The sequence below is a fragment of the Streptomyces sp. NPDC012935 genome (assembly GCF_042900345.1).
In the GTDB taxonomy this organism is placed as follows: domain Bacteria; phylum Actinomycetota; class Actinomycetes; order Streptomycetales; family Streptomycetaceae; genus Streptomyces.
This window is the reverse complement of the sequence record NZ_JBIBBC010000005.1, coordinates 292,305-310,478: the sequence shown is the minus strand read 5'-3', so window position 1 is coordinate 310,478 and position 18,174 is coordinate 292,305. Positions and strand designations below refer to the sequence as shown.

The 18,174-nt window shown below is 69.4% G+C and carries 15 protein-coding genes and 1 tRNA gene; 9 read left to right on the top strand and 7 right to left on the bottom strand.

Annotation, left to right across the window (positions count from 1 at the left end):
- The first annotated feature begins 2 nt into the window (after positions 1–2).
- The 6 genes from ACFY5C_RS15595 to ACFY5C_RS15570 all read left to right on the top strand — a co-directional run bounded on the left by ACFY5C_RS15595 (position 3) and on the right by ACFY5C_RS15570 (position 7,605).
- A complete protein-coding gene (locus tag ACFY5C_RS15595; protein ID WP_389444594.1) occupies positions 3–356 on the top strand; it encodes a chorismate mutase in 354 nt (117 codons plus the stop codon).
- Between the two features lie 161 nt (positions 357–517).
- On the top strand, positions 518–1,051 hold the full coding sequence (locus ACFY5C_RS15590) for a two-component system response regulator (protein WP_389444593.1): 534 nt from the start codon (positions 518–520) through the stop codon (positions 1,049–1,051).
- Positions 1,052–1,107: 56 nt separating this feature from the next.
- Entirely contained in the window at positions 1,108–3,612 is a 2,505-nt protein-coding gene (gene pepN, locus ACFY5C_RS15585; RefSeq protein ID WP_389444591.1) for an aminopeptidase N, read from the top strand.
- A 121-nt stretch (positions 3,613–3,733) separates the two neighbouring features.
- Positions 3,734–4,567: an NAD(P)H-binding protein gene (locus ACFY5C_RS15580; protein ID WP_389444589.1), complete on the top strand. Its 834-nt coding sequence runs from the start codon at positions 3,734–3,736 to the stop codon at positions 4,565–4,567.
- Positions 4,568–4,726: 159 nt separating this feature from the next.
- Positions 4,727–6,154 carry a pyridoxal phosphate-dependent decarboxylase family protein gene (locus tag ACFY5C_RS15575; RefSeq protein WP_389444830.1) on the top strand — a complete coding sequence of 476 codons (1,428 nt, stop codon included), beginning with the start codon at positions 4,727–4,729 and terminating at the stop codon, positions 6,152–6,154.
- Positions 6,151–7,605, top strand: a complete 1,455-nt coding sequence (locus tag ACFY5C_RS15570) for a lysine N(6)-hydroxylase/L-ornithine N(5)-oxygenase family protein (RefSeq protein WP_389444588.1) — start codon at positions 6,151–6,153, stop codon at positions 7,603–7,605. Before ACFY5C_RS15575 ends, ACFY5C_RS15570 begins: the two co-directional genes overlap by 4 nt.
- Before the next feature lie 28 nt (positions 7,606–7,633).
- Here ACFY5C_RS15570 and ACFY5C_RS15565 read toward each other — a convergent pair whose 3' ends face one another.
- A complete protein-coding gene (locus tag ACFY5C_RS15565; RefSeq protein ID WP_389444587.1) occupies positions 7,634–9,439 on the bottom strand; it encodes a bifunctional metallophosphatase/5'-nucleotidase in 1,806 nt (601 codons plus the stop codon).
- Positions 9,440–9,589: 150 nt separating this feature from the next.
- Here ACFY5C_RS15565 and ACFY5C_RS15560 point away from each other — a divergent pair, with 150 nt between their 5' ends.
- Both ACFY5C_RS15560 and pyk read left to right on the top strand, forming a co-directional pair.
- On the top strand, positions 9,590–10,306 hold the full coding sequence (locus ACFY5C_RS15560) for an SIMPL domain-containing protein (protein ID WP_389444586.1): 717 nt from the start codon (positions 9,590–9,592) through the stop codon (positions 10,304–10,306).
- A 155-nt stretch (positions 10,307–10,461) separates the two neighbouring features.
- Positions 10,462–11,898, top strand: coding sequence for a pyruvate kinase (gene pyk, locus ACFY5C_RS15555; protein WP_389444584.1), 1,437 nt, complete (start codon positions 10,462–10,464; stop codon positions 11,896–11,898).
- Positions 11,899–11,949: 51 nt separating this feature from the next.
- Here the strand turns inward: pyk and ACFY5C_RS15550 are convergent, their stop codons facing one another.
- Positions 11,950–12,696: a helix-turn-helix domain-containing protein gene (locus ACFY5C_RS15550; protein WP_389444583.1), complete on the bottom strand. Its 747-nt coding sequence runs from the start codon at positions 12,694–12,696 to the stop codon at positions 11,950–11,952.
- A 106-nt stretch (positions 12,697–12,802) separates the two neighbouring features.
- Positions 12,803–12,877, bottom strand: a tRNA-Leu gene (locus tag ACFY5C_RS15545).
- A 101-nt stretch (positions 12,878–12,978) separates the two neighbouring features.
- Here ACFY5C_RS15545 and ACFY5C_RS15540 point away from each other — a divergent pair.
- Positions 12,979–13,635 (top strand): response regulator, encoded by a 657-nt coding sequence (locus ACFY5C_RS15540; RefSeq protein WP_330353648.1) that lies wholly within the window; start codon positions 12,979–12,981, stop codon positions 13,633–13,635.
- 89 nt (positions 13,636–13,724) lie between these two features.
- Here the strand turns inward: ACFY5C_RS15540 and ACFY5C_RS15535 are convergent, their stop codons facing one another.
- Genes ACFY5C_RS15535 through ACFY5C_RS15520 form a run of 4 tightly spaced genes read right to left on the bottom strand, consistent with a single transcriptional unit; the run spans position 13,725 to position 18,083 of the window.
- Positions 13,725–14,441, bottom strand: coding sequence for an ABC transporter ATP-binding protein (locus ACFY5C_RS15535; protein WP_328882325.1), 717 nt, complete (start codon positions 14,439–14,441; stop codon positions 13,725–13,727).
- Positions 14,438–15,313, bottom strand: coding sequence for an ABC transporter ATP-binding protein (locus tag ACFY5C_RS15530; protein ID WP_389444582.1), 876 nt, complete (start codon positions 15,311–15,313; stop codon positions 14,438–14,440). Before ACFY5C_RS15530 ends, ACFY5C_RS15535 begins: the two co-directional genes overlap by 4 nt.
- A 5-nt stretch (positions 15,314–15,318) precedes the next feature.
- Positions 15,319–17,130: a branched-chain amino acid ABC transporter permease gene (locus ACFY5C_RS15525; RefSeq protein WP_389444828.1), complete on the bottom strand. Its 1,812-nt coding sequence runs from the start codon at positions 17,128–17,130 to the stop codon at positions 15,319–15,321.
- Between the two features lie 23 nt (positions 17,131–17,153).
- A complete protein-coding gene (locus ACFY5C_RS15520; protein WP_389444580.1) occupies positions 17,154–18,083 on the bottom strand; it encodes a branched-chain amino acid ABC transporter permease in 930 nt (309 codons plus the stop codon).
- Between the last annotated feature and the right edge of the window lie 91 nt (positions 18,084–18,174).

The following is an 18,174-nucleotide window of genomic DNA, read 5'->3' as shown; positions in this document are numbered from 1 at the left end:
TCATGACCAGCAACACGTCCTCCGGCGACGTCGACCCGGCCGTCCGTGAAGAGCTCGCCCGGCTGCGCGACAGCATCGACAACATCGACGCGGCCGTCGTCCACATGCTCGCCGAGCGCTTCAAGTGCACCCAGCAGGTCGGCCACCTCAAGGCCGAGCACCAGCTCCCGCCCGCCGACCAGGCCCGCGAGGCGCGCCAGATCGCCCGCCTGCGCACCCTCGCCGAGAACGCCAAGCTGGACCCGGCCTTCGCGGAGAAGTTCCTCAACTTCATCATCGCCGAGGTCATCAGGCACCACGAGAGCATCGCCGAGGACACCGTCAACGGCACCGCGTCCACGCCCAACCGCTCCTAGGCCCCGCCGGGACGACGGGATGCAGACAGACCCTCCGCGAGGGAGTGACACGGCGGCCCGGGAGGGGCATGCTGCGCTGTGCACCGCATGTCAGCTGACGCGCACTCCCCGTCAGCACCCCGGACATACCCTGGATGTCCACGCGGGAGGGACGTCGGGCCATGCCGTCGGATGCCAAGATCCTCATTGTCGACGATCACGAGGACACGCTGTACGCGCTGGAGAGCGCCCTGGCCCCGCTGGGGTACCTGCTGGCCCGGGCCACCAACGGTGACGAGGCCCTCAAGCAGGTGCTCCGCGGAAAGGTCGGCCTCCTGCTCCTGGACGTGCGCATGCCCGGCGTCAGCGGCCTGGACGTCGTGCGCTACATGCGACGGGTGGAGCAGACCCAGCACATACCGGTCATCCTCCTCACCGGCTTCGGCGCGGACCACGAACTGACCTCCACCGCCTTCCGGCTCGGCGTCGCCGACCTCGTCCTGAAGCCCATCGACCCCTGGGCGCTGCGCACCAAGGTCCGCTACCTGTACGACGCCCACGAGCGCCACCGCGCACTGGAGGCGGAGGTCCGGGAGTTACGCGCCCTGGTCAAGGACCATGCCGAGGTCGAGGAACCCGGCCCGCGGCCGGCTCTGCCCCACCCGGACGCCCGTGTTCCGCCACAGCGCGACAGCCCGGCGGGGAACCGGACATAGCGTACGTAGTGATCCACCCCTGTGCCTTGTCAGCGGCATCAGGCAGCATGTCCTGCATGTCCGTACTGACGCGCGACGAAGCGCAGACCCGTGCCCAGCTTCTCGATGTCCACCGCTACACGATCGAACTCGATCTGACCACCGGGGACACGACCTTCGACTCGCGGACCGTCATCAGGTTCACCACGCGCGCCGACGCGGACACGTTCGTCGAGATCAAGCCTGCCGAGCTGCGCTCCGTCACGCTGGACGGACACCCCCTGGACCCGGAGACCCTGGACGACAACCGCCTGCCCCTGAAGAACCTCACCGCCGGTGAGCACGAACTGCGCATCGACGCGGCCATGCGCTACTCCCGCACCGGCGAGGGCATGCACCGCTTCACCGACCCCACCGACGGCGAGAGCTACGTCTACACCCAACTGGCGATGGACGACTGCAAGCTGGTCTTCCCCGCCTTCGACCAGCCCGACCTGAAGGCCGTCTTCGACCTGTCCGTCACCGCTCCCGAAGGCTGGACGGTCCTCGCCAACGGCGTCACCGAGCCCCTCGGCGCCGGCCGCTGGCAGGCCGCGTCCACCCCGCCGATCTCCACCTACCTCGTCGCCGTCGCCGCCGGCCCCTGGCACTCGGTGCGCACCGAGCACCGCGGCCTGCCCTTCGGCCTGCACTGCCGCCGCTCGCTGGCCCCCTACCTGGACGTGGACACCGACGAGCTCTTCCAGGTCACCCGGCAGTGCTTCGACCGCTTCCACGAGAAGTTCGACGAGCCCTACCCCTTCGACTCCTACGACCAGGCGTTCGTCCCCGAGTTCAACGCCGGCGCCATGGAGAACCCCGGACTGGTCACCTTCCGCGACGAGTTCGTGTACCGCTCCGCCGTCACGGACACCGAGCGGCTGGTCCGCGCCATGGTCATCGCGCACGAGATGGCCCACATGTGGTTCGGCGACCTCGTCACCCTGCGCTGGTGGGACGACATCTGGCTGAACGAGTCCTTCGCCGAGTACATGGGCTACCAGATCTGCGCCGAAGCCACCCGCTTCACCGACACCTGGGTCGACTTCGGCATCGCCCGCAAGGCCTGGGGCTACGACGCCGACCAGCGCCCCTCCACCCATCCCGTGGCCCCCGAGGCCGTCGACGACACGGCCGCCGCCATGCTCAACTTCGACGGCATCTCCTACGCCAAGGGCGCCTCCGCGCTGCGGCAACTGGTGGCCTGGCTCGGCGAGAAGGACTTCCTCGCCGGCATCAACACCCACTTCGCCCGCCACAAGTTCGGCAACGCCACCCTCGCCGACTTCATCGACTCCCTCGCCTCCGCCACCGAACGCGACGTCCACGCCTGGGCCGACTCCTGGCTGCGCACCACCGGCGTCGACACCCTCACCCCGGCCGTCACCCCCGGCGACAACGGCACCTACACCCTCACCGTCGACCACGCCGGCAGCCGCACGCACCGCGTCACCGTCGGCCTGTACGACCAGGACCTCGGCGACAACGACGGCAACCTCACCCTGCGCGAACGCCTCGACCTCGACGTCCCGCAGAACGCCCCGCAGCCCATCGGCAAGCGCCCGGCCCTGCTGCTGCTCAACGACGGCGACCTGACCTACGCCAAGGTCCGCTTCGACCCCGGATCCTTCGAGACCGTCCGCGGCAGCCTCGCCGGCCTGCCCGACCCGCTCACCCGCGCGGTCGTCTGGAACGCCCTGCGCGACGCCGTCCGCGACGGCGAACTGGCCGCCGGCGCCTACCTGGAGGCCGCCCGCGCCCACCTCCCGCGCGAGACCGACCTCGCCATCGTCCAGGGCGTCCTCGCCTTCGCCGCCGCCCAGGTCACCGACCGCTACCTCACCCCCGAGGAGCGGCCCGCCGCCCTGGCCACCCTCTCCGCCCTGTGCCGCGACCTCATCCGCCGCACCGAGGACGGCGACAACCCCGGCCTGCGCCTGATCGCCGTACGCCACTTCATCGACGTCGCCGCCCACCCCGACACCATCGCCGCCTGGCTCGCCGACGGCACCGTGCCGGGCGGACCCGAACTCGACCCCGAGCTGCGCTGGCGCGTCCTGGGCCGCCTCGCCGTCCTCGGCGCCGTCGACGAAGCGGCCATCGCCGCCGAACTGGGCCGCGACCCGAGCGCCACCGGCCAGGAGGGCGCCGCCCGCTGCCGGGCCGCGCTGCCGGACGAGGAGGCCAAGGCGAAGGCGTGGGACGCCATGTTCGCCGTCGACGGCGCCACCGCCCTGTCCAACTACCTCTTCACCGCCACCGCCCAGGGCTTCTGGCAGCCCGAACAGACCGACCTGCTGCGGCAGTACGTGCCGCGCTACTACAAGGACGCGGTCGCCGTCGCCGCCCGCCGCGGCCCCGCCATCGCCGACGCCGCCGGCCGCTACGCCTTCCCGGCGTACGCCGTGGACGCCGAGTCCCTTCGGCTGGGCGAGGAGTGCCTGCGCGACAGCGAGCCGGTCCCGGCACTGCGACGCCGGCTCGCCGATCACCTCGACGACCTGGCGCGGGCGTTGCGGGTGCGGGAGGGCCGAAAGGGTTAGGCCCTGCGACGTAGGGCGGCGCTGGTTCCCATGGCCGATGCGGTGGGCTGATCTTCCTTCCTAGGCTCGGACGAGTCAGAGGTCGATCAGTCCGTCCTCAGCCTTCAGCCCTGGAGAAACCGTGATCGCAGTGACCGGCGCCACCGGCAACGTCGGCCGTGCCCTCGTCGAACGTCTCGCCGCCGCGGACCGGCCGGTGCGGGCGCTGACCCGCGACCCGCAGCGGGCCGCACTGCCCGCGGGCGCCGAGGTGGTCCGGTTCGCCCCCGACCGGCCCGCCGCCCTGTTCGAGGGCGCGACCAAGCTGTTCCTGTACATCCAGGCCGTCGGCGAAAAGACCCCGGCCTTCCTGGCGGCGGCGCGCGCGGCCGGGGTACGGCATGTCGTCCTGCTGTCCTCCGGGATCATCCAGGAGGGCGCCGACGAGTCCCACCCCATCCATGTCATGCACGCCACCGCCGAGCGGCACATCCGCGACAGTGGCCTCGCGTGGACGTTCCTGCGCCCCAACGCCTTCGCCGTGAACGCCTTCCAGTGGGCCCCGCAGATCCGCGCGGGTGACCGGGTCCGGGGCGTCTTCGCCGACGGGTTCGGCGCCCCGATCCACGAGGATGACATCGCCGCCGTCGCCGAACGTGCCCTCCTCGACGACGGCCACGAGGGCGCCGTCCACCGGCTCACCGGCCCCGAGGCGATAACCAACGCCGGTCAGGTCGAGGCGATCGGGCGGGCCGTCGGCCGCGAGCTCGAGTTCGTCGAGGTGCCGCCGGACCGGGCGGGCCCCGAGCTGTTCCCGTTCGTTGCGCCGCACATGGTCAAGGACCTGCTCAAGGCCTTCGAAGCCACGGTCGGCGTGCCGCCGGAGATCACCGACGAGGTGGAGAGGATCACCGGCAGCCCGGCCCGCAGCTTCACCCGGTGGGCCGAGGACCACGCGGACGACTTCCGGCGCTGAAGCGCCCCTTACTCCGCCGACCTCGGCACGCCGCCTCCGACACGCGTTCCCCGTACGGAAATACCCACTTTCGGGTTCCGATCATTGGGCTTTTCGGGCGTCATCGCGTATCTGCGTACAAGCTGGAAGTCCCTCATGTCCAGCGCCCGGGAGGCCACGATGAGCACGCTGCCGTCGCTCGCTTCAGGCCCCGAAGGTCCCCACGCCCTGCGGCCGTTGCTCGACACCGTGCTCGACGCGCTCGGTGAGGGCGCCCGCGCACGCCGGGGCCCACTGCCCTCGGGCGGCCCGGACGCGGTGGCCGGGCGCATGCGGGCGGCGATCGGGGACGTCCTGCCCGACGAAGGGGACCCGAACGCCCTCCACACCCTCGTCCGGGTCCTCACCGAAACGGCCGCCGACCCGGCGGACCCCCTGTGCACCGCCCACCTCCACTGCCCACCCCTCGCGCTCGCCACCGCCGCCGACCTGGCCGCCTCCGCCCTCAACCCCTCCCTGGACTCCTGGGACCAGGCGCCGGGGGCATCGGAACTGGAGGTGCTGGTGACGGAGGCGCTCGCGGGGGAGGTCTTCGGCGGCGAGGAAGGGGAGCAGGCGCGCCGCGTCACCCTGGCTCCCCGGGCCACCCCACCCCACCGGCCCCCCACCGCCCTCATCACCACCGGCGGCACCGAATCCAACCAACTCGCCCTCCTTCTCGCCCGAGAAGCGCACGGCGCCGGAGTCAGGCTGGTGCACGGGGCGAACGGCCATCACTCGCTGCCCCGTGCCGCCTGGCTGCTCGGGCTGCCGGACCCCGTCGTCGTGCCCGCGCCCGCCGGTGTCCTCGACCCCGCCGCACTCGACGAGGCCCTCACACAACTGCCCGGCCCCCACCTGGTCGCGGCCACCGCGGGCACCACCGACGCCGGTCTCATCGACCGGCTCCCCGAGATCGCCGCCCTGTGCGCCGCCCACGGCGCCCGGCTGCACGTCGACGCCGCCTACGGCGGAGGCCTGCTGTTCAGCGACCGGTACCGCGGCCGGCTCGCCGGCCTCGACGCCGCCGACACCGTCACCCTCGATCTGCACAAGCTCGGCTGGCAGCCCGTCGCCGCGGGGCTCCTCGCCGTCCGTGACCCGGGCGGCCTCGCCGTGCTCCACCACCGCGCCGACTACCTCAACGCCGACGACGACGTCGAGGCCGGGCTGCCGGACCTGCTCGGCCGGTCCCTGCGGACCAGCCGCCGGCCCGACGTCCTCAAGATCGCCGTCACTCTCAAGGCCCTCGGCCGCAGCGGCCTCGGCCGGCTCGTCGAGCAGGTCTGCGCCAGAGCCCTCGAGTTCGCCCACCTCGTCCACGGTCACCCCGGGTTCGAGCTCTACGACCAGCCCACCATCAGCACGGTCCTGTTCCGGCCCGCACACGCCACCGACGACGCCGTCGCCGCCGTACGCCGAACGCTCCTCACCGACGGCCGCGCCGTCCTCGGCCGGGCCCGCATAGACGGTCGCCTGTGGCTGAAAGCGACCCTCCTCAATCCCCACACGCGCCCGGACGACCTGGCCGCCCTCCTGAAACTGGTGGAAGGAAACACCCCCGGATGACCCCCCAGACCAACCCCCCGGCCGACCGGCACCCCAAGGCGCCGAGCAAGGACCCCGACACCCCCCGCGACCTCGTCGGCATCGGCATCGGCCCCTTCAACCTCTCCCTCGCCGCCCTGGCCCACCCGCTCGCCGAACTCGACGCCGTCTTCTACGAACAGCGCACCGCCTTCGCCTGGCACCCCGGGCTGCTCATCGAAGGGTCCCGCATCCAGGTCCCCTTCCTCGCGGACCTGGTGACGCTCGCCGACCCCGCGAGCCCCTGGTCCTTCCTCAGCTATCTCAGGACGCGCGACCGGCTGTTCCCCTTCTACTTCGCCGAGCGCTTCCACATCCAGCGCGCCGAGTACGACGCCTACTGCCGCTGGGTGTGCGAGAACCTCCCCGGACTCAGCTTCGGCCACCAGGTCGACGCGGTCCGCTTCAACTCCGAACGCGACGTCTTCGAGGTCGACTTCACCCAGCTCGCCCCCGACGGCGAGGCCGAGGCACTGGGCCGTACGTACGCGAAGAACATCGTCCTGGGCATCGGCACCGAACCGGATGTCCCCGACCCGCTCAGGCCCCTCGTCGAGGCGCCCACCGTCCCGGTCATCCACGCCGCCGACTACCTCGAACACCGCGAGCGGCTCCTCGCCGCCGAGCACATCACCGTCATCGGCTCCGGACAGTCCGGCGCCGAGATCTTCCTCGACCTGCTGCGCCGCCGGCCCGCCGGGCGCGAGCGGATGCACTGGCTCGGCCGCACCGAGGCCTTCGCGCCCATGGAGTACTCCAAGCTCGGCCTGGAGCACTTCACCCCCGACTACACCCGCTACTTCCAGGCCCTGGGCGAACCGGTCCGCGACAAGCTCGTGGCCTCGCAGTGGCAGCTCCACAAAGGCATCGACGCCGACACCCTCGCCGCCATCCACGACGAGCTCTACCGCCGCACCCTGAACGGCGGCTGGCCCGACACCGTCCTCACGCCGGGCGTGCAGGTCCGCACCGCGGGCCGGATCGCCACGACCAAGGTGGAGCTCCACCTGGAACACGTCCACCAGAACACCCGCTCACGCCTGACCACCGACGCGGTCGTCCTCGCCACCGGCTACCGCGAGCGCCCCCTCACCCGCATCCTCGCCGGCCTCGACCCCTACATGCGCCTCGACAGCCGGGAGCGCCCTCGCGTCGACGACCAGTACCGCCTGGTCATGGACCCGTCCGTCACCGGCTCCGGCTGCAACATCTACGTCCAGAACGCCGAGCGCCACACCCATGGCATCGGCACTCCCGACCTCGGCCTCGCGGCCTGGCGCAGCGCCAGCATCCTCAACTCCGTCACCGGCAAGGAGACCTACCCGCTGCCCACCCGTACGGCCTTCACCACCTTCGGCCTCGAACAGCGGGAGCCCCGGATCCCGCGGGCGCGTCAGCCGAGGGTGCTGACACCGCTGATGGACGGGATCTGAGGCTCCTGACCGGTTGGTTCGACTCCGGCTAGAACACCGGCGTGCCGTTCCGCGTGAGCTTCCAGTCCACCGACGCGAAGTCCTTCGGGTCCAGCACGCCCTTCGCGGTCACCCACTCCGCGATCCGGGTGCGGATCTCCGTCGACTCCGACCACAGCTCCTGAGCCGACGCCACATGCGGGAACGCCCCGCCGCCGTTGGCCCGGTAGTTGTTCACCGCGAACACGAACTTCCGGGCGTCGTCCAACGCGGCACCCTCGTAGGCCAGGTTCTTGATCCGCGAACCCGCCGCCTGCGCGATGTCGATCTCGTACGACAGCCCCGACACGTAGTCGTAGTTGTAGTCGGGGCGGTTGCCGGCGTTCGTGAGCTTGTCGACGTCGACGGCCGCGTCGGCGGCGGTCTGCACGAAGTACTCCGCCGAGTACTCCAGGTACGCCTTGATCTGCGCACCCGTCATCAGCTTCGCGACCAGCGTGTTGTCGTACACGTACAGGCTCGACAGGTCCCGGATGGTCACCTCACCGGCCGGGATCTCCGAGGTGCGCGAGAACGGCGAGGCCTGCGAGATGACGGGCAGGGAGGCGTGCTCCGTGCCCGCCAGGGCCGCCTTGACCACGTCCTCCTGCACCTTGGTGATCAGGTCGATGATCGGGGCGTCCTTGTAGCGGGCGTCGACCGTCGTCAGCTTCTCGGTCGCCGTGCCGACGACCTGGTTGACGTACTCCACCACGATGTCGTGGTCGTCCTTCAGCAGCTTGGTGATCTTCGGGTCGTCGGCGACCGTCTTCGAGTCGCGCACCGTCGCCTTCACCGACTCGACCTTCCAGCAGCCCTTGTCGAGGACCAGCTCGAAGTCGAACAGCGTCAGTCGCTGTGCATAGCACAGCGGCTCGGACAGCACGACGGTCTTACCCGTCTTCTCGTTCGTGACCAGCAGCTCCGCGATCTCCGTGTGCGCGTGCCCGACGAGGATCGCGTCGATGCCCGGCACCTGCTGGGCGACCAGCGCCGCCGAGTTCTCGATGTACGGCAGCTGGTCACCGTACGACGACGTCCCCGACGAACCGGAGTGCGCCGACACGACCACCACGTCCGCACCCATCGAGCGCAGCTTCGGCACCCACTTCGCGGCCTGCTCCTCCAGACCCGGGAACACCATCTTGCCCTCGACGTACGCCTTGTCCCAGATCGCGATGCCCGGGTTGGTCAGACCGAGGACCGCGACCTTGACCGGCGGGGCGCCCGGCACATGGAACTTCTTGATGAAGTACGGCGGGAAGGCGGGCTTCAGCGTCTTGGCGTCCAGCGCGTTGGCACCCAGCAGCGGGAAGTGGCACTGGTCCTCGAACTTGCGCAGCGTCTCGATGCCGTAGTTGAACTCGTGGTTGCCGAGGGCCACCGCGTCGTACCCGATGGCGTTCATCGCCGCCGCCATCGGGTGGACCGGACCGCCCTTGGCGGTGATCGGGTCGACCTTGGCGTAGTAGTACGTCAGCGGGGTGCCCTGGATCGTGTCGCCCGCGTCGATGAGCAGCGTGTTGCGGCGGCCCTTCTCCTCGCGGACCTGGTTCACCAGCGTCGAGACCCGGGACAGACCCTTCGCGTTGCCCTTGGCGTCGGAGTACTCCGCGTCCTTGAAGTAGTCCCAGTTGAAGATGTTGCCGTGCAGGTCGGTCGTGCCCATCACCGTCAGCGCGTACCGCTTCTTCGGCCGGGACCCCTTCGCCGGCTGCGCGGCCTGCGCCGCCGGGGCACTCACCGCACCGGCCACCGCCACCCCCGCTCCGGTCACGGCGGACTTCGTCAGGAACTTACGGCGGTTCAACGGCATGAGTGCTTCTCCCGGGCGAATGGTCAACAACGCGCGTAGATTCTGACCTGCCCATGGCGAGTTGCAACAGACCCAGCACGTTTCGATCTGGTGACCGAAGCTGTGAACTGCCGGGCCCCCAGCTGACCAAGCGATGACAGAGTGGGACGTATGACCGCCCCCTCAGGAGAACTTCAGCCCGCCGCCCCCTACGGCACCCCCGACGCCCCCCGCATCGCCGTCCGCGGCGAGGCCCACCTCGAGGTCGACCCCGAGATCGCCCGCATCGGCGTCACCGTGGCCTCCCGCGGCAAAGACCGCCGCGCCGCCCTGGACGACCTCACCCGCCGCAACGCAGCCGTCCTCGACCTCATCAAAACCTACGGCGACGCCGTCGAGCGCCTGGAGACCGGTGCCTTCTCCATCAGCCCCGAACTGAAGGACAAGGGCCGCGGCGAACGCATCCAGGCCTACCACGGCCGCGTCCACATCACGGCCGAACTCACGGACTTCACGGCGCTCGGCGAACTCACCACACGCCTCGCCGACTTGGAGCTCACCCGCGTGGACGGCCCCTGGTGGGCCCTGCGCCCCGACTCGCCGGCCCACCGGGAAGCGCGGCAGCAGGCGGTACGCGAGGCCGTACAGCGCGCACGGGAGTACGCTCAGGCGCTGGGGACCTCCCTGGCGGCGCTGGTGGAACTCGCCGACATCGGAGCCGAGAACGCCCCGCCGGCCTACCCGCAGGCCCGCGGTAGCCGCATGCGCTCCATGGCGTACGCCGCCGAAGAGGAATCCGCCGCCGCCCCCCTCGACCTCGAACCCCAGCGTCAGTACGTCCACGCCGAGGTCAACGCGCGATTCACCATGGCGCCGCCGCAACTGTGAACGCATCTGCGAATAGCCCTTTAGGGGTGCTTCGAACGCTCATCGGAGCACCCCGGTGCACAATTCAACACTTGTCAATAGCCCTTCACGCAAAGGTTGTTGAGTAGACATGCGGCACCAATTCACTACCCGCCGGTAAGTCATAGAGTCGAAACATGCGCCGAGCGAAAATCGTCTGCACCCTGGGCCCCGCCACCGATTCGTACGACCAGATAAAGGCACTGGTCGACGCCGGAATGGACGTCGCCCGATTCAACCTCAGCCACGGCAGCCACGCCGACCATGAGGAGCGCTACCAGCGCGTGCGGAAGGCCTCCGACGAGACCGGCCGCAGCGTCGGCGTCCTCGCCGACCTTCAAGGCCCGAAGATCCGCCTCGGCCGCTTCACCGAAGGACCCGTACTCCTTGAACGCGGGGACACCTTCACCATCACCGTCGAGGAGGGCGCCGAGGGCGACCGCCAGCAGTGCGGCACCACCTACTTGGGCCTCGCCGCCGACGTCACCCCCGGCGAACGCATCCTCGTCGACGACGGCAAGGTGTGCCTGGAGGTCACCTCCGTCGACGGACCGCGCGTGAACACCACCGTCGTCGAAGGCGGCGTCGTCTCCGACCACAAGGGCCTGAACCTCCCAGGTGTCGCCGTGTCCGTCCCCGCCCTCTCCGAGAAGGACGAGGCCGACCTGCGCTGGGCCCTGCGCACCGGCTTCGACGTCATCGCGCTCTCCTTCGTCCGCTCCGGACGCGACATCGAGGACGTCCACCGCATCATGGACGAGGAGGGCCGCCGCCTCCCGGTGATCGCCAAGGTGGAGAAGCCGCAGGCGGTCGACGCGATCGACGACATCGTGGCCGCCTTCGACGGCATCATGGTCGCCCGCGGCGACCTGGGCGTGGAGATGCCGCTCGAGCAGGTCCCGATCGTCCAGAAGCGCGCCATCAAGCTGGCCAAGCGCAACGCCAAGCCGGTGATTGTGGCGACGCAGATGCTCGACTCGATGATCGAGAACTCCCGCCCGACGAGGGCGGAGGCATCCGACGTGGCGAACGCCGTCATCGACGGCACGGACGCGGTGATGCTGTCCGGCGAGACGAGCGTCGGCAAGTACCCGATCGAGACGGTCCGGACGATGGCCAAGATCGTCGAGGCGGCCGAGGAGGACATCCTCGACAAGGGCCTGCCGCCCCTGACCGAACGCAACAAGCCCCGCACCCAGCCGGGCGCGGTGGCCCGCGCGGCGGCCGAGATCGGCGACTTCCTCGGCGCCCGCTTCCTGGTCGCCTTCACCCAGTCGGGCGACACGGCCCGCCGCCTGTCCCGCTACCGCTCGCCCATCCCGCTGCTGGCCTTCACACCCGAGCCGGCCACGCGTTCCCAGCTGAATCTGACGTGGGGTGTGGAGACGTTCCTGGGGCCGCATGTCGAGTCGACGGACGCGATGGTCGACCAGGTGGATGAGCTGTTGCTGAAATACGGCCGCTGCAAGAAGGGCGACACCGTCGTCATCACAGCGGGATCGCCTCCCGGCGTGTCGGGCTCGACGAACATGGTGCGGGTGCATCACATCGGCGAGGACGACAGTCCCAAGTAATGGGCGGAGGGCCCCTCTTCAGCTTTGAGGAGGGGCCCTTTGCTTTCTGGGTCAGTGCTTGGGGCCTACATGGGCGTCCATGATGGCCACGGAGGCCCTGCGGGCGATGGAGATGTTGCGGTCGTTCGCTTGCTTCCACTGGACCCCTACGGAGTCCAGCGTCCCGGTGAAGAGTCGGAGGATGTCGCCCGACAGGTTCGTGAAGAAGTAGCGCGGATACTCGTAGCGCTTCTGCTCACCTGCGACGAGGCGGGTCGTCCAGTTCGTGATACGGCAGCCGTCGGAGTGGATGAGGCCGCGGATGAATTCCCAAGGGTGTGCATCGACGATTCCCTGCTGCCAGGGTTCGAGGGTGATGGCGCGCTCGTGCTTCTTGCCGGGGCCGTGCTGGGGGAAGAGGGCGGGCCAATGCCGGGAGTAGCTGGTCACCATCGCGTATCCCTGCTTCTGAAGGGTGTGGACGCCGATACCGGGCCGGACCTTCGTGATGGCCTCGCGGCACTGTCGGAGGAGGCCCGGCCATGCATCGGCGCACGCGATTCGGAGGTAGAAGCCGGTGCCGCGTGTGTGTGCGCTGATGCAGCCGTCGCCCAGGTAGAGGCCCAGCAGATAGGCGTACGCGCCATCGTCGGCGGGTGGCCCAGGGTCCGGAGTTGCCACGCGGGGCAGGGGCTCGAGGCGGTGCTGCCAGGAGCGGATCGCGGCACGTGAAATGCCCGTCTCTCGGCTCACTGAATTCAGGCTTCGGCCCTCGGTGACGAGCGCGAGGGCTCGCTTGCGTGTGCTGACGTCGTACATGCGGCCACTGTGTGAGAGCGATCGCGACGGCACGCAGCAAAAAGCGGATGTCCACGAGAACGTGGACATCCGCTTCGGATTGGTGACCTTCGAATCGAAGGAAAAGTGCCCCGGGTCGGACTCGAACCGACACTGTATGGGTTTTGAATCCATTGCCTGCTGCCAATTGGGCTACCGGGGCCCAGTGAATCGAAAGTTGACCTCGACCCGCTGCCCGTCCACCTTACCGCAGCTAGGTAGGCTCTTGGGAGCAGCACCCCTGCCCCTGAACGAGGAGCCCCCGTGACCGCCCCCGAGTCGCCCCAGCCCGTAGACGCGCCCGACGAGGACAAGTCGCACGTGCCTCCGCTGACGACCCGTGTCGTCATCGCCGAGGACGAGGCGCTGATCCGGCTCGATCTCAAAGAGATGCTCGAAGAAGAGGGGTACACCGTCGTCGGTGAGGCCGGAGACGGTGAGCAGGCCGTCGAACTGGCCCGCGAGCACAGGCCCGACCTCGTCATCCTCGATGTGAAGATGCCGAAGCTGGACGGTATTTCGGCGGCCGAGAAGATCGCCGAGGAGAGCATCGCTCCGGTGCTGATGCTGACCGCGTTCTCGCAGCGCGACCTCGTCGAGCGGGCCCGGGACGCCGGTGCCATGGCGTACCTGGTCAAGCCGTTCAGCAAGAGCGATGTCGTGCCGGCGATCGAGATGGCCGTATCGCGGTTCACCGAGCTGAAGGAGCTGGAGAAGGAGGTCGCCGACCTCACGCTGCGCCTGGAGACGCGCAAGCTGGTGGACCGGGCGAAGTCCATCCTCCAGACCGAGTACGGGCTGACCGAGCCCGCCGCGTTCCGGTGGATCCAGAAGACCTCCATGGACCGCCGGATGTCGATGCAGCAGGTCGCCGAGGCCGTCATCCAGGACGCCGACGAGAAGAAGGCCGCCAAGGGCTGACGTACCGAAGCGGCATATCGAAGCAGCAAAGAGTGAGGCCCGTGCCCCTGACCGGGGGGCACGGGCCTCGACTCATGTGAGCCGGGCGATCAGTCCTCGCCGAGGTACGCCTTGCGCACCGACTCGTCGTGCAGCAGGTCCTGTCCGCTGCCGGAGAGGACGATCTTGCCGACCTCCATGACGTGGCCGTGGTCGGCCAGGGAGAGCGCGGCCTGGGCGTTCTGCTCGATGAGCAGGATGGTGGTGCCCTGGGACTTGAGCTCCTGGATGGTCGCCATGATCTTCTGCATCATGATGGGGGAGAGGCCCATGGAGGGCTCGTCCAGCATGAGCAGCTTCGGTCGGGACATCAGCGCCCGTCCCATGGCGAGCATCTGCTGCTCGCCGCCGGAGAGGGTGCCCGCGGCCTGCTTGCGGCGCTCTCCGAGGATGGGGAACAGGTCGTAGGCGCGCTTGATGTCCTTCTCGATGGCCTCCTTGTCGGTGCGCAGGAACGCACCGAGACGGAGGTTGTCCTCGATCGTCATGCGGGGGAAGATGTGCCGCCCCTCGGGGGAGTGGGCGAGCCCCAGCGAGACGACCTTGTGCGCGGGGACCTTCTTCAGCGACTTGCCGTCGAACTTGATCTCGCCGGACAGCGGCTGGAGAAGACCGGACAGCGTGCGCAGGGTCGTGGTCTTGCCGGCGCCGTTGGTGCCGATGAGGGTGACGACCTCGCCCGCTTCCACCTTGAACGAGATGCCCTTGACGGCTTCGATCTTGCCGTAGGCGACCCTGAGGTCCTCGACCTCGAGCAGTGCGGTCACTTGTCGTCCCCTTCCGTGCTCTGCGCCTCGACGCCGGCCTCCGCGGCCTCGACCTCGGCGGCCTCCTCCTCGCCCGGCTCGCCCTCGAAGGGTGTGCCGAGGTAGGCGGCGATGACGCGCTCGTCGGCCTGGACGACCTCGGCGGGGCCCTCGACGATCTTCTCGCCCTGGACCAGCACGGCGACCCGGTCACACAGGTTCATGATGAACCGGATGTCGTGCTCGATGACGAGGACGGCGATGCCCTGGTCGCGGATGGCGAAGATCAGCTCTTCGGCCGCCCGGGTCTCCTGCGGGTTCATGCCGGCGGTGGGCTCGTCGAGGAGGAGCAGACCGGGCTCGCTCGCCAGTGCCCGGGCGATCTCCAGCTTGCGCTGTTCGCCGTAGGGCAGGTTGCGGGCGAGGTGGTCGGCCTTGGCGGCGAGACCGGTGAACTCCAGGAGTTCCATGGCCCGGGCCCGGGACGCCTCCTCGGCCTTCTTGAAACCGGGCAGGCGCAAGAGGGCCGACCAGAGGCCTTCCTTGGTGCGGGTGTGCCGTCCGACCAGCACGTTCTCCAGAACGGTCATGTTGGCGAAGAGCCGGATGTTCTGGAACGTACGGGCGATGCCGGCCTGGGTGACCAGGTGCGGCTTGGGCGGCAGGACGGTGCCCTTGTAGGCGACCTTGCCCTCGGTCGGGATGTACAGGCCGGTGAGGCAGTTGAAGAAGGTCGTCTTACCGGCGCCGTTGGGGCCGATGAGGCCGACGATCTCGCCGGTGTTGACGGTGAGGTTCACATCGCGCACGGCGGTCAGACCGCCGAAGCGCATCGTGACACCGGTGGCGTCGAGCACTGTCGTGCTGGTGGGTGCGGTTGTGGTGGTGGTCATGGCGGTCACGCCCCTGCCTTCGCGACGCCGGTCGCGCCTTCGGGCAATGGCTTGTCCTCCGGTACGTCGAGCTGTCCGGTCTCGTGGAATTCGAGCTGCTTCCTGCGGTCGGCGACCAGGCCCTCGGGGCGGTAGCGCATCAGCAGCATCAGCGCGATGCCGAAGAGCAGCAGCTGGTACTCCGCCATGAACTGCAGCTTGGCCGGGATCAGGTAGAGCAGCGCGGCGCCGATCAGCGGGCCGCTGATGGTGCCCATGCCGCCGAGGATGACGGCGGCGAGCAGGAAGGCCGAGTTCGGCGGCACGGAGCCGGCGAACTGGTACTGCTCGGGCGTGACGCTGTACGACACGTGTGCCTGCACGGTGCCGGCGAGGCCGGCGAGGGCGGCGCCGAGTGCGAACGCGAGGAGCTTGAGGCGGAAGCCGTTGATGCCCATCGCGGTGGCGGCGGTCTCGTCCTCGCGGATGGCGACCCAGGCGCGGCCGATGCGGGATTCCGCCGAGCGGCGGAAGACCAGGACGACGATCGCGGTGCACGCCAGCATCAGCAGGTAGTAGTTGCCGGACCGGGTGAGCTCGGTGCCCAGGACGTTGTGCGGCAGTCCGAGGTTGAACCCGAAGATCTCCAGGTCCGGGATGTTGGGGATGCCGTTGGAGCCGTTGGTGACGTCCGGTCCGCTGTTGCCGTTCAGGTTGTTCATGGTGATGCGGAAGATCTCACCGAAGCCGAGCGTCACGATGGCGAGGTAGTCGCCGCGCAGCCGCAGGGTCGGGGCACCGATCACCACGCCGAAGATCAGCGAGGCGGCGGCGCCGGTGAGAACGGCGGCCCAGAACGGGAACTCGACGCCGATGCTCGACTGCGGGGAGCCGGAGACCAGGGCGGCGGCGTAGGCGCCGACGCCGAGGAAGGCGACGTATCCGAGGTCGAGCAGGCCGGCGAGGCCGACGACGACGTTGAGGCCCAGTGCGACCGTGGCGAAGATCAGGATGTTCGCGCCGATGAGGGCGAACTGGTCGTTGGTCTGGGTGAAGGGGAAGCAGATCGCCGCGACGAACGCCGCCGCCATGGCGACGTTGCGGTGCTTGGCGGTGAGCGCCGAGAGCCGCTTGAGCAGGCCCGCGCGGGTCACCGCGGTGAAGCCGAACGCCGTGACGATCAGGAAGCCGATGAACAGCTCGGAGTACTCGGTGCCGATGCCGTACGCGAAGACGTACAGGCCGACGCCGAAGCCCGCGGCGATGATCAGGATCTCCATCCAGGAGGGGAGGTCCTTGGCGCGGCCGGGGTCGGGGGCGGTGAGTGAGTGGCGGATGCGGCCCCAGAGGTTCGGGGTCGGGTCCGCGGCGCTGTAGGGCTGGTCGACCGGGAGGCCGAGGGCGCCGATCAGGGCGACGAGTGCGCCGATGCCGGAGACCCAGGCGCCGGGCTCCAGGTTGACGAGGCCGCCGAGCTCCTGGGTGATAGCGCCGATCGAGTAGCCCGTGGTGCCGAACACGCCGAGGGCGGCGAGCAGGACGGGGCTGTTCTTGCCGCCGGGGGTGAGCCAGCCCAGGCCCTTGATGCCGTAGCCGGAGAGGGCGAACAGCAGGGTGAGCAGGGAGCCGACGAGGGTGAGGACCTGAAGGCCGCCCGGGTAGCCGGTGACGGTCAGGTTGCCCGGGAACTCCTCGGTCCAGGTCCAGGCGAGGAAGGTGCCTATGAGGGCGATGGCGGTGCCGGCGACGGTGAGTCCGCGTGCCGCGGCCTGCGGCAGCGGGATGATCGGGGTCGCCGGGGCGGTGGACACCTTGGCGGTGTCGGTGGTCTTGTCCATGGGGATGTCGGTGGTCATGGGTATCACGCCCGATCCGCGACGCGTTCGCCGAGCAGGCCTTGTGGCCTGAACAGCAGTACGAGGATGAGCAGGGCGAACGCCCACACGTCCTTCCAGGCGCCGCCGCCGAAGAGGTCCATGCCGGGGATGTCGCCGATGTAGCCGGTGGCCAGGGACTCGGCGACGCCGAGGACGAGGCCGCCGAGCATGGCGCCGTAGATGTTGCCGATGCCGCCGAGCACGGCTGCGGTGAAGGCCTTGAGGCCCATCAGGAAGCCCATGCGGAAGCCGACCTGGCCGTTCTTCAGGCCGTAGGCGACGGCGGCGATGGCGGCGAACGCGGCACCGATGGCGAAGGCCATGACGATGATGCGGTCGGTGTTGATGCCCATCAGCTTGGCCGTGTCGGGGTCCTGGGCGGTGGCCTGCATGCCGCGGCCGGAGCGCGTCTTGGTGACGAACAGGCCGAGGGCGAGCATGCACAGCGGGGCGGCTATGAGGACGAAGAGGTCACCGCGCTGGATGTTGGCGCCGAGGATTTCGATCGGACCGCCGTCGAACTGCGGGAAGGGGTGGTCCTTCTTCGCGTCCGGGTACCACATCCACACGGCCTGCTGCAGGACGATGGACAGGCCGATGGCGGTGATGAGGGGTGCCAGTCGTGGCGCGGTGCGCAGTGGCCGGTAGGCGAAGCGTTCCGCCGCCGTGCCGACGGCGACCGACACGAGGACGCCACCGATGATCATGAGGGGGACTGCTGCCCCGAGGCCGAAGCCCTCGGGGAGTACCAACCAGACGGTGAGGGCCCCGAAGCCCCCGACCATGAAGATCTCGCCGTGGGCGAAGTTGATGAGCTGGACGATGCCGTAGACCATCGTGTAGCCGATCGCGATGAGTCCGTACATCGCGCCGAGGATGAGTCCATTGGCCAGCTGTTGCGGCAGTTCGTGCACCGCAGGGCCTCCGTGGAGTGGTTCGGATATGGCGCCGCGCGGGAGCGCTGATGGGCGATCCCGCGCGGCCTGGATCAATGTGTGTTTGTGG

Excerpts from the sequence above, each read along its gene's own strand:
- pepN (WP_389444591.1), top strand. The coding sequence starts at position 1,108 with ATGTCCGTACTGACGCGCGACGAAGCGCAGACCCGTGCCCAGCTTCTC.
- ACFY5C_RS15560 (WP_389444586.1), top strand. The coding sequence starts at position 9,590 with ATGACCGCCCCCTCAGGAGAACTTCAGCCCGCCGCCCCCTACGGCACC.
- ACFY5C_RS15575 (WP_389444830.1), top strand. The coding sequence starts at position 4,727 with ATGAGCACGCTGCCGTCGCTCGCTTCAGGCCCCGAAGGTCCCCACGCC.
- ACFY5C_RS15570 (WP_389444588.1), top strand. The coding sequence starts at position 6,151 with ATGACCCCCCAGACCAACCCCCCGGCCGACCGGCACCCCAAGGCGCCG.
- ACFY5C_RS15595 (WP_389444594.1), top strand. The coding sequence starts at position 3 with ATGACCAGCAACACGTCCTCCGGCGACGTCGACCCGGCCGTCCGTGAA.
- ACFY5C_RS15550 (WP_389444583.1), bottom strand. The coding sequence starts at position 12,696 with ATGTACGACGTCAGCACACGCAAGCGAGCCCTCGCGCTCGTCACCGAG.
- ACFY5C_RS15590 (WP_389444593.1), top strand. The coding sequence starts at position 518 with ATGCCGTCGGATGCCAAGATCCTCATTGTCGACGATCACGAGGACACG.
- ACFY5C_RS15565 (WP_389444587.1), bottom strand. The coding sequence starts at position 9,439 with ATGCCGTTGAACCGCCGTAAGTTCCTGACGAAGTCCGCCGTGACCGGA.
- ACFY5C_RS15525 (WP_389444828.1), bottom strand. The coding sequence starts at position 17,130 with ATGGACAAGACCACCGACACCGCCAAGGTGTCCACCGCCCCGGCGACC.
- ACFY5C_RS15530 (WP_389444582.1), bottom strand. The coding sequence starts at position 15,313 with ATGACCACCACCACAACCGCACCCACCAGCACGACAGTGCTCGACGCC.
- pyk (WP_389444584.1), top strand. The coding sequence starts at position 10,462 with ATGCGCCGAGCGAAAATCGTCTGCACCCTGGGCCCCGCCACCGATTCG.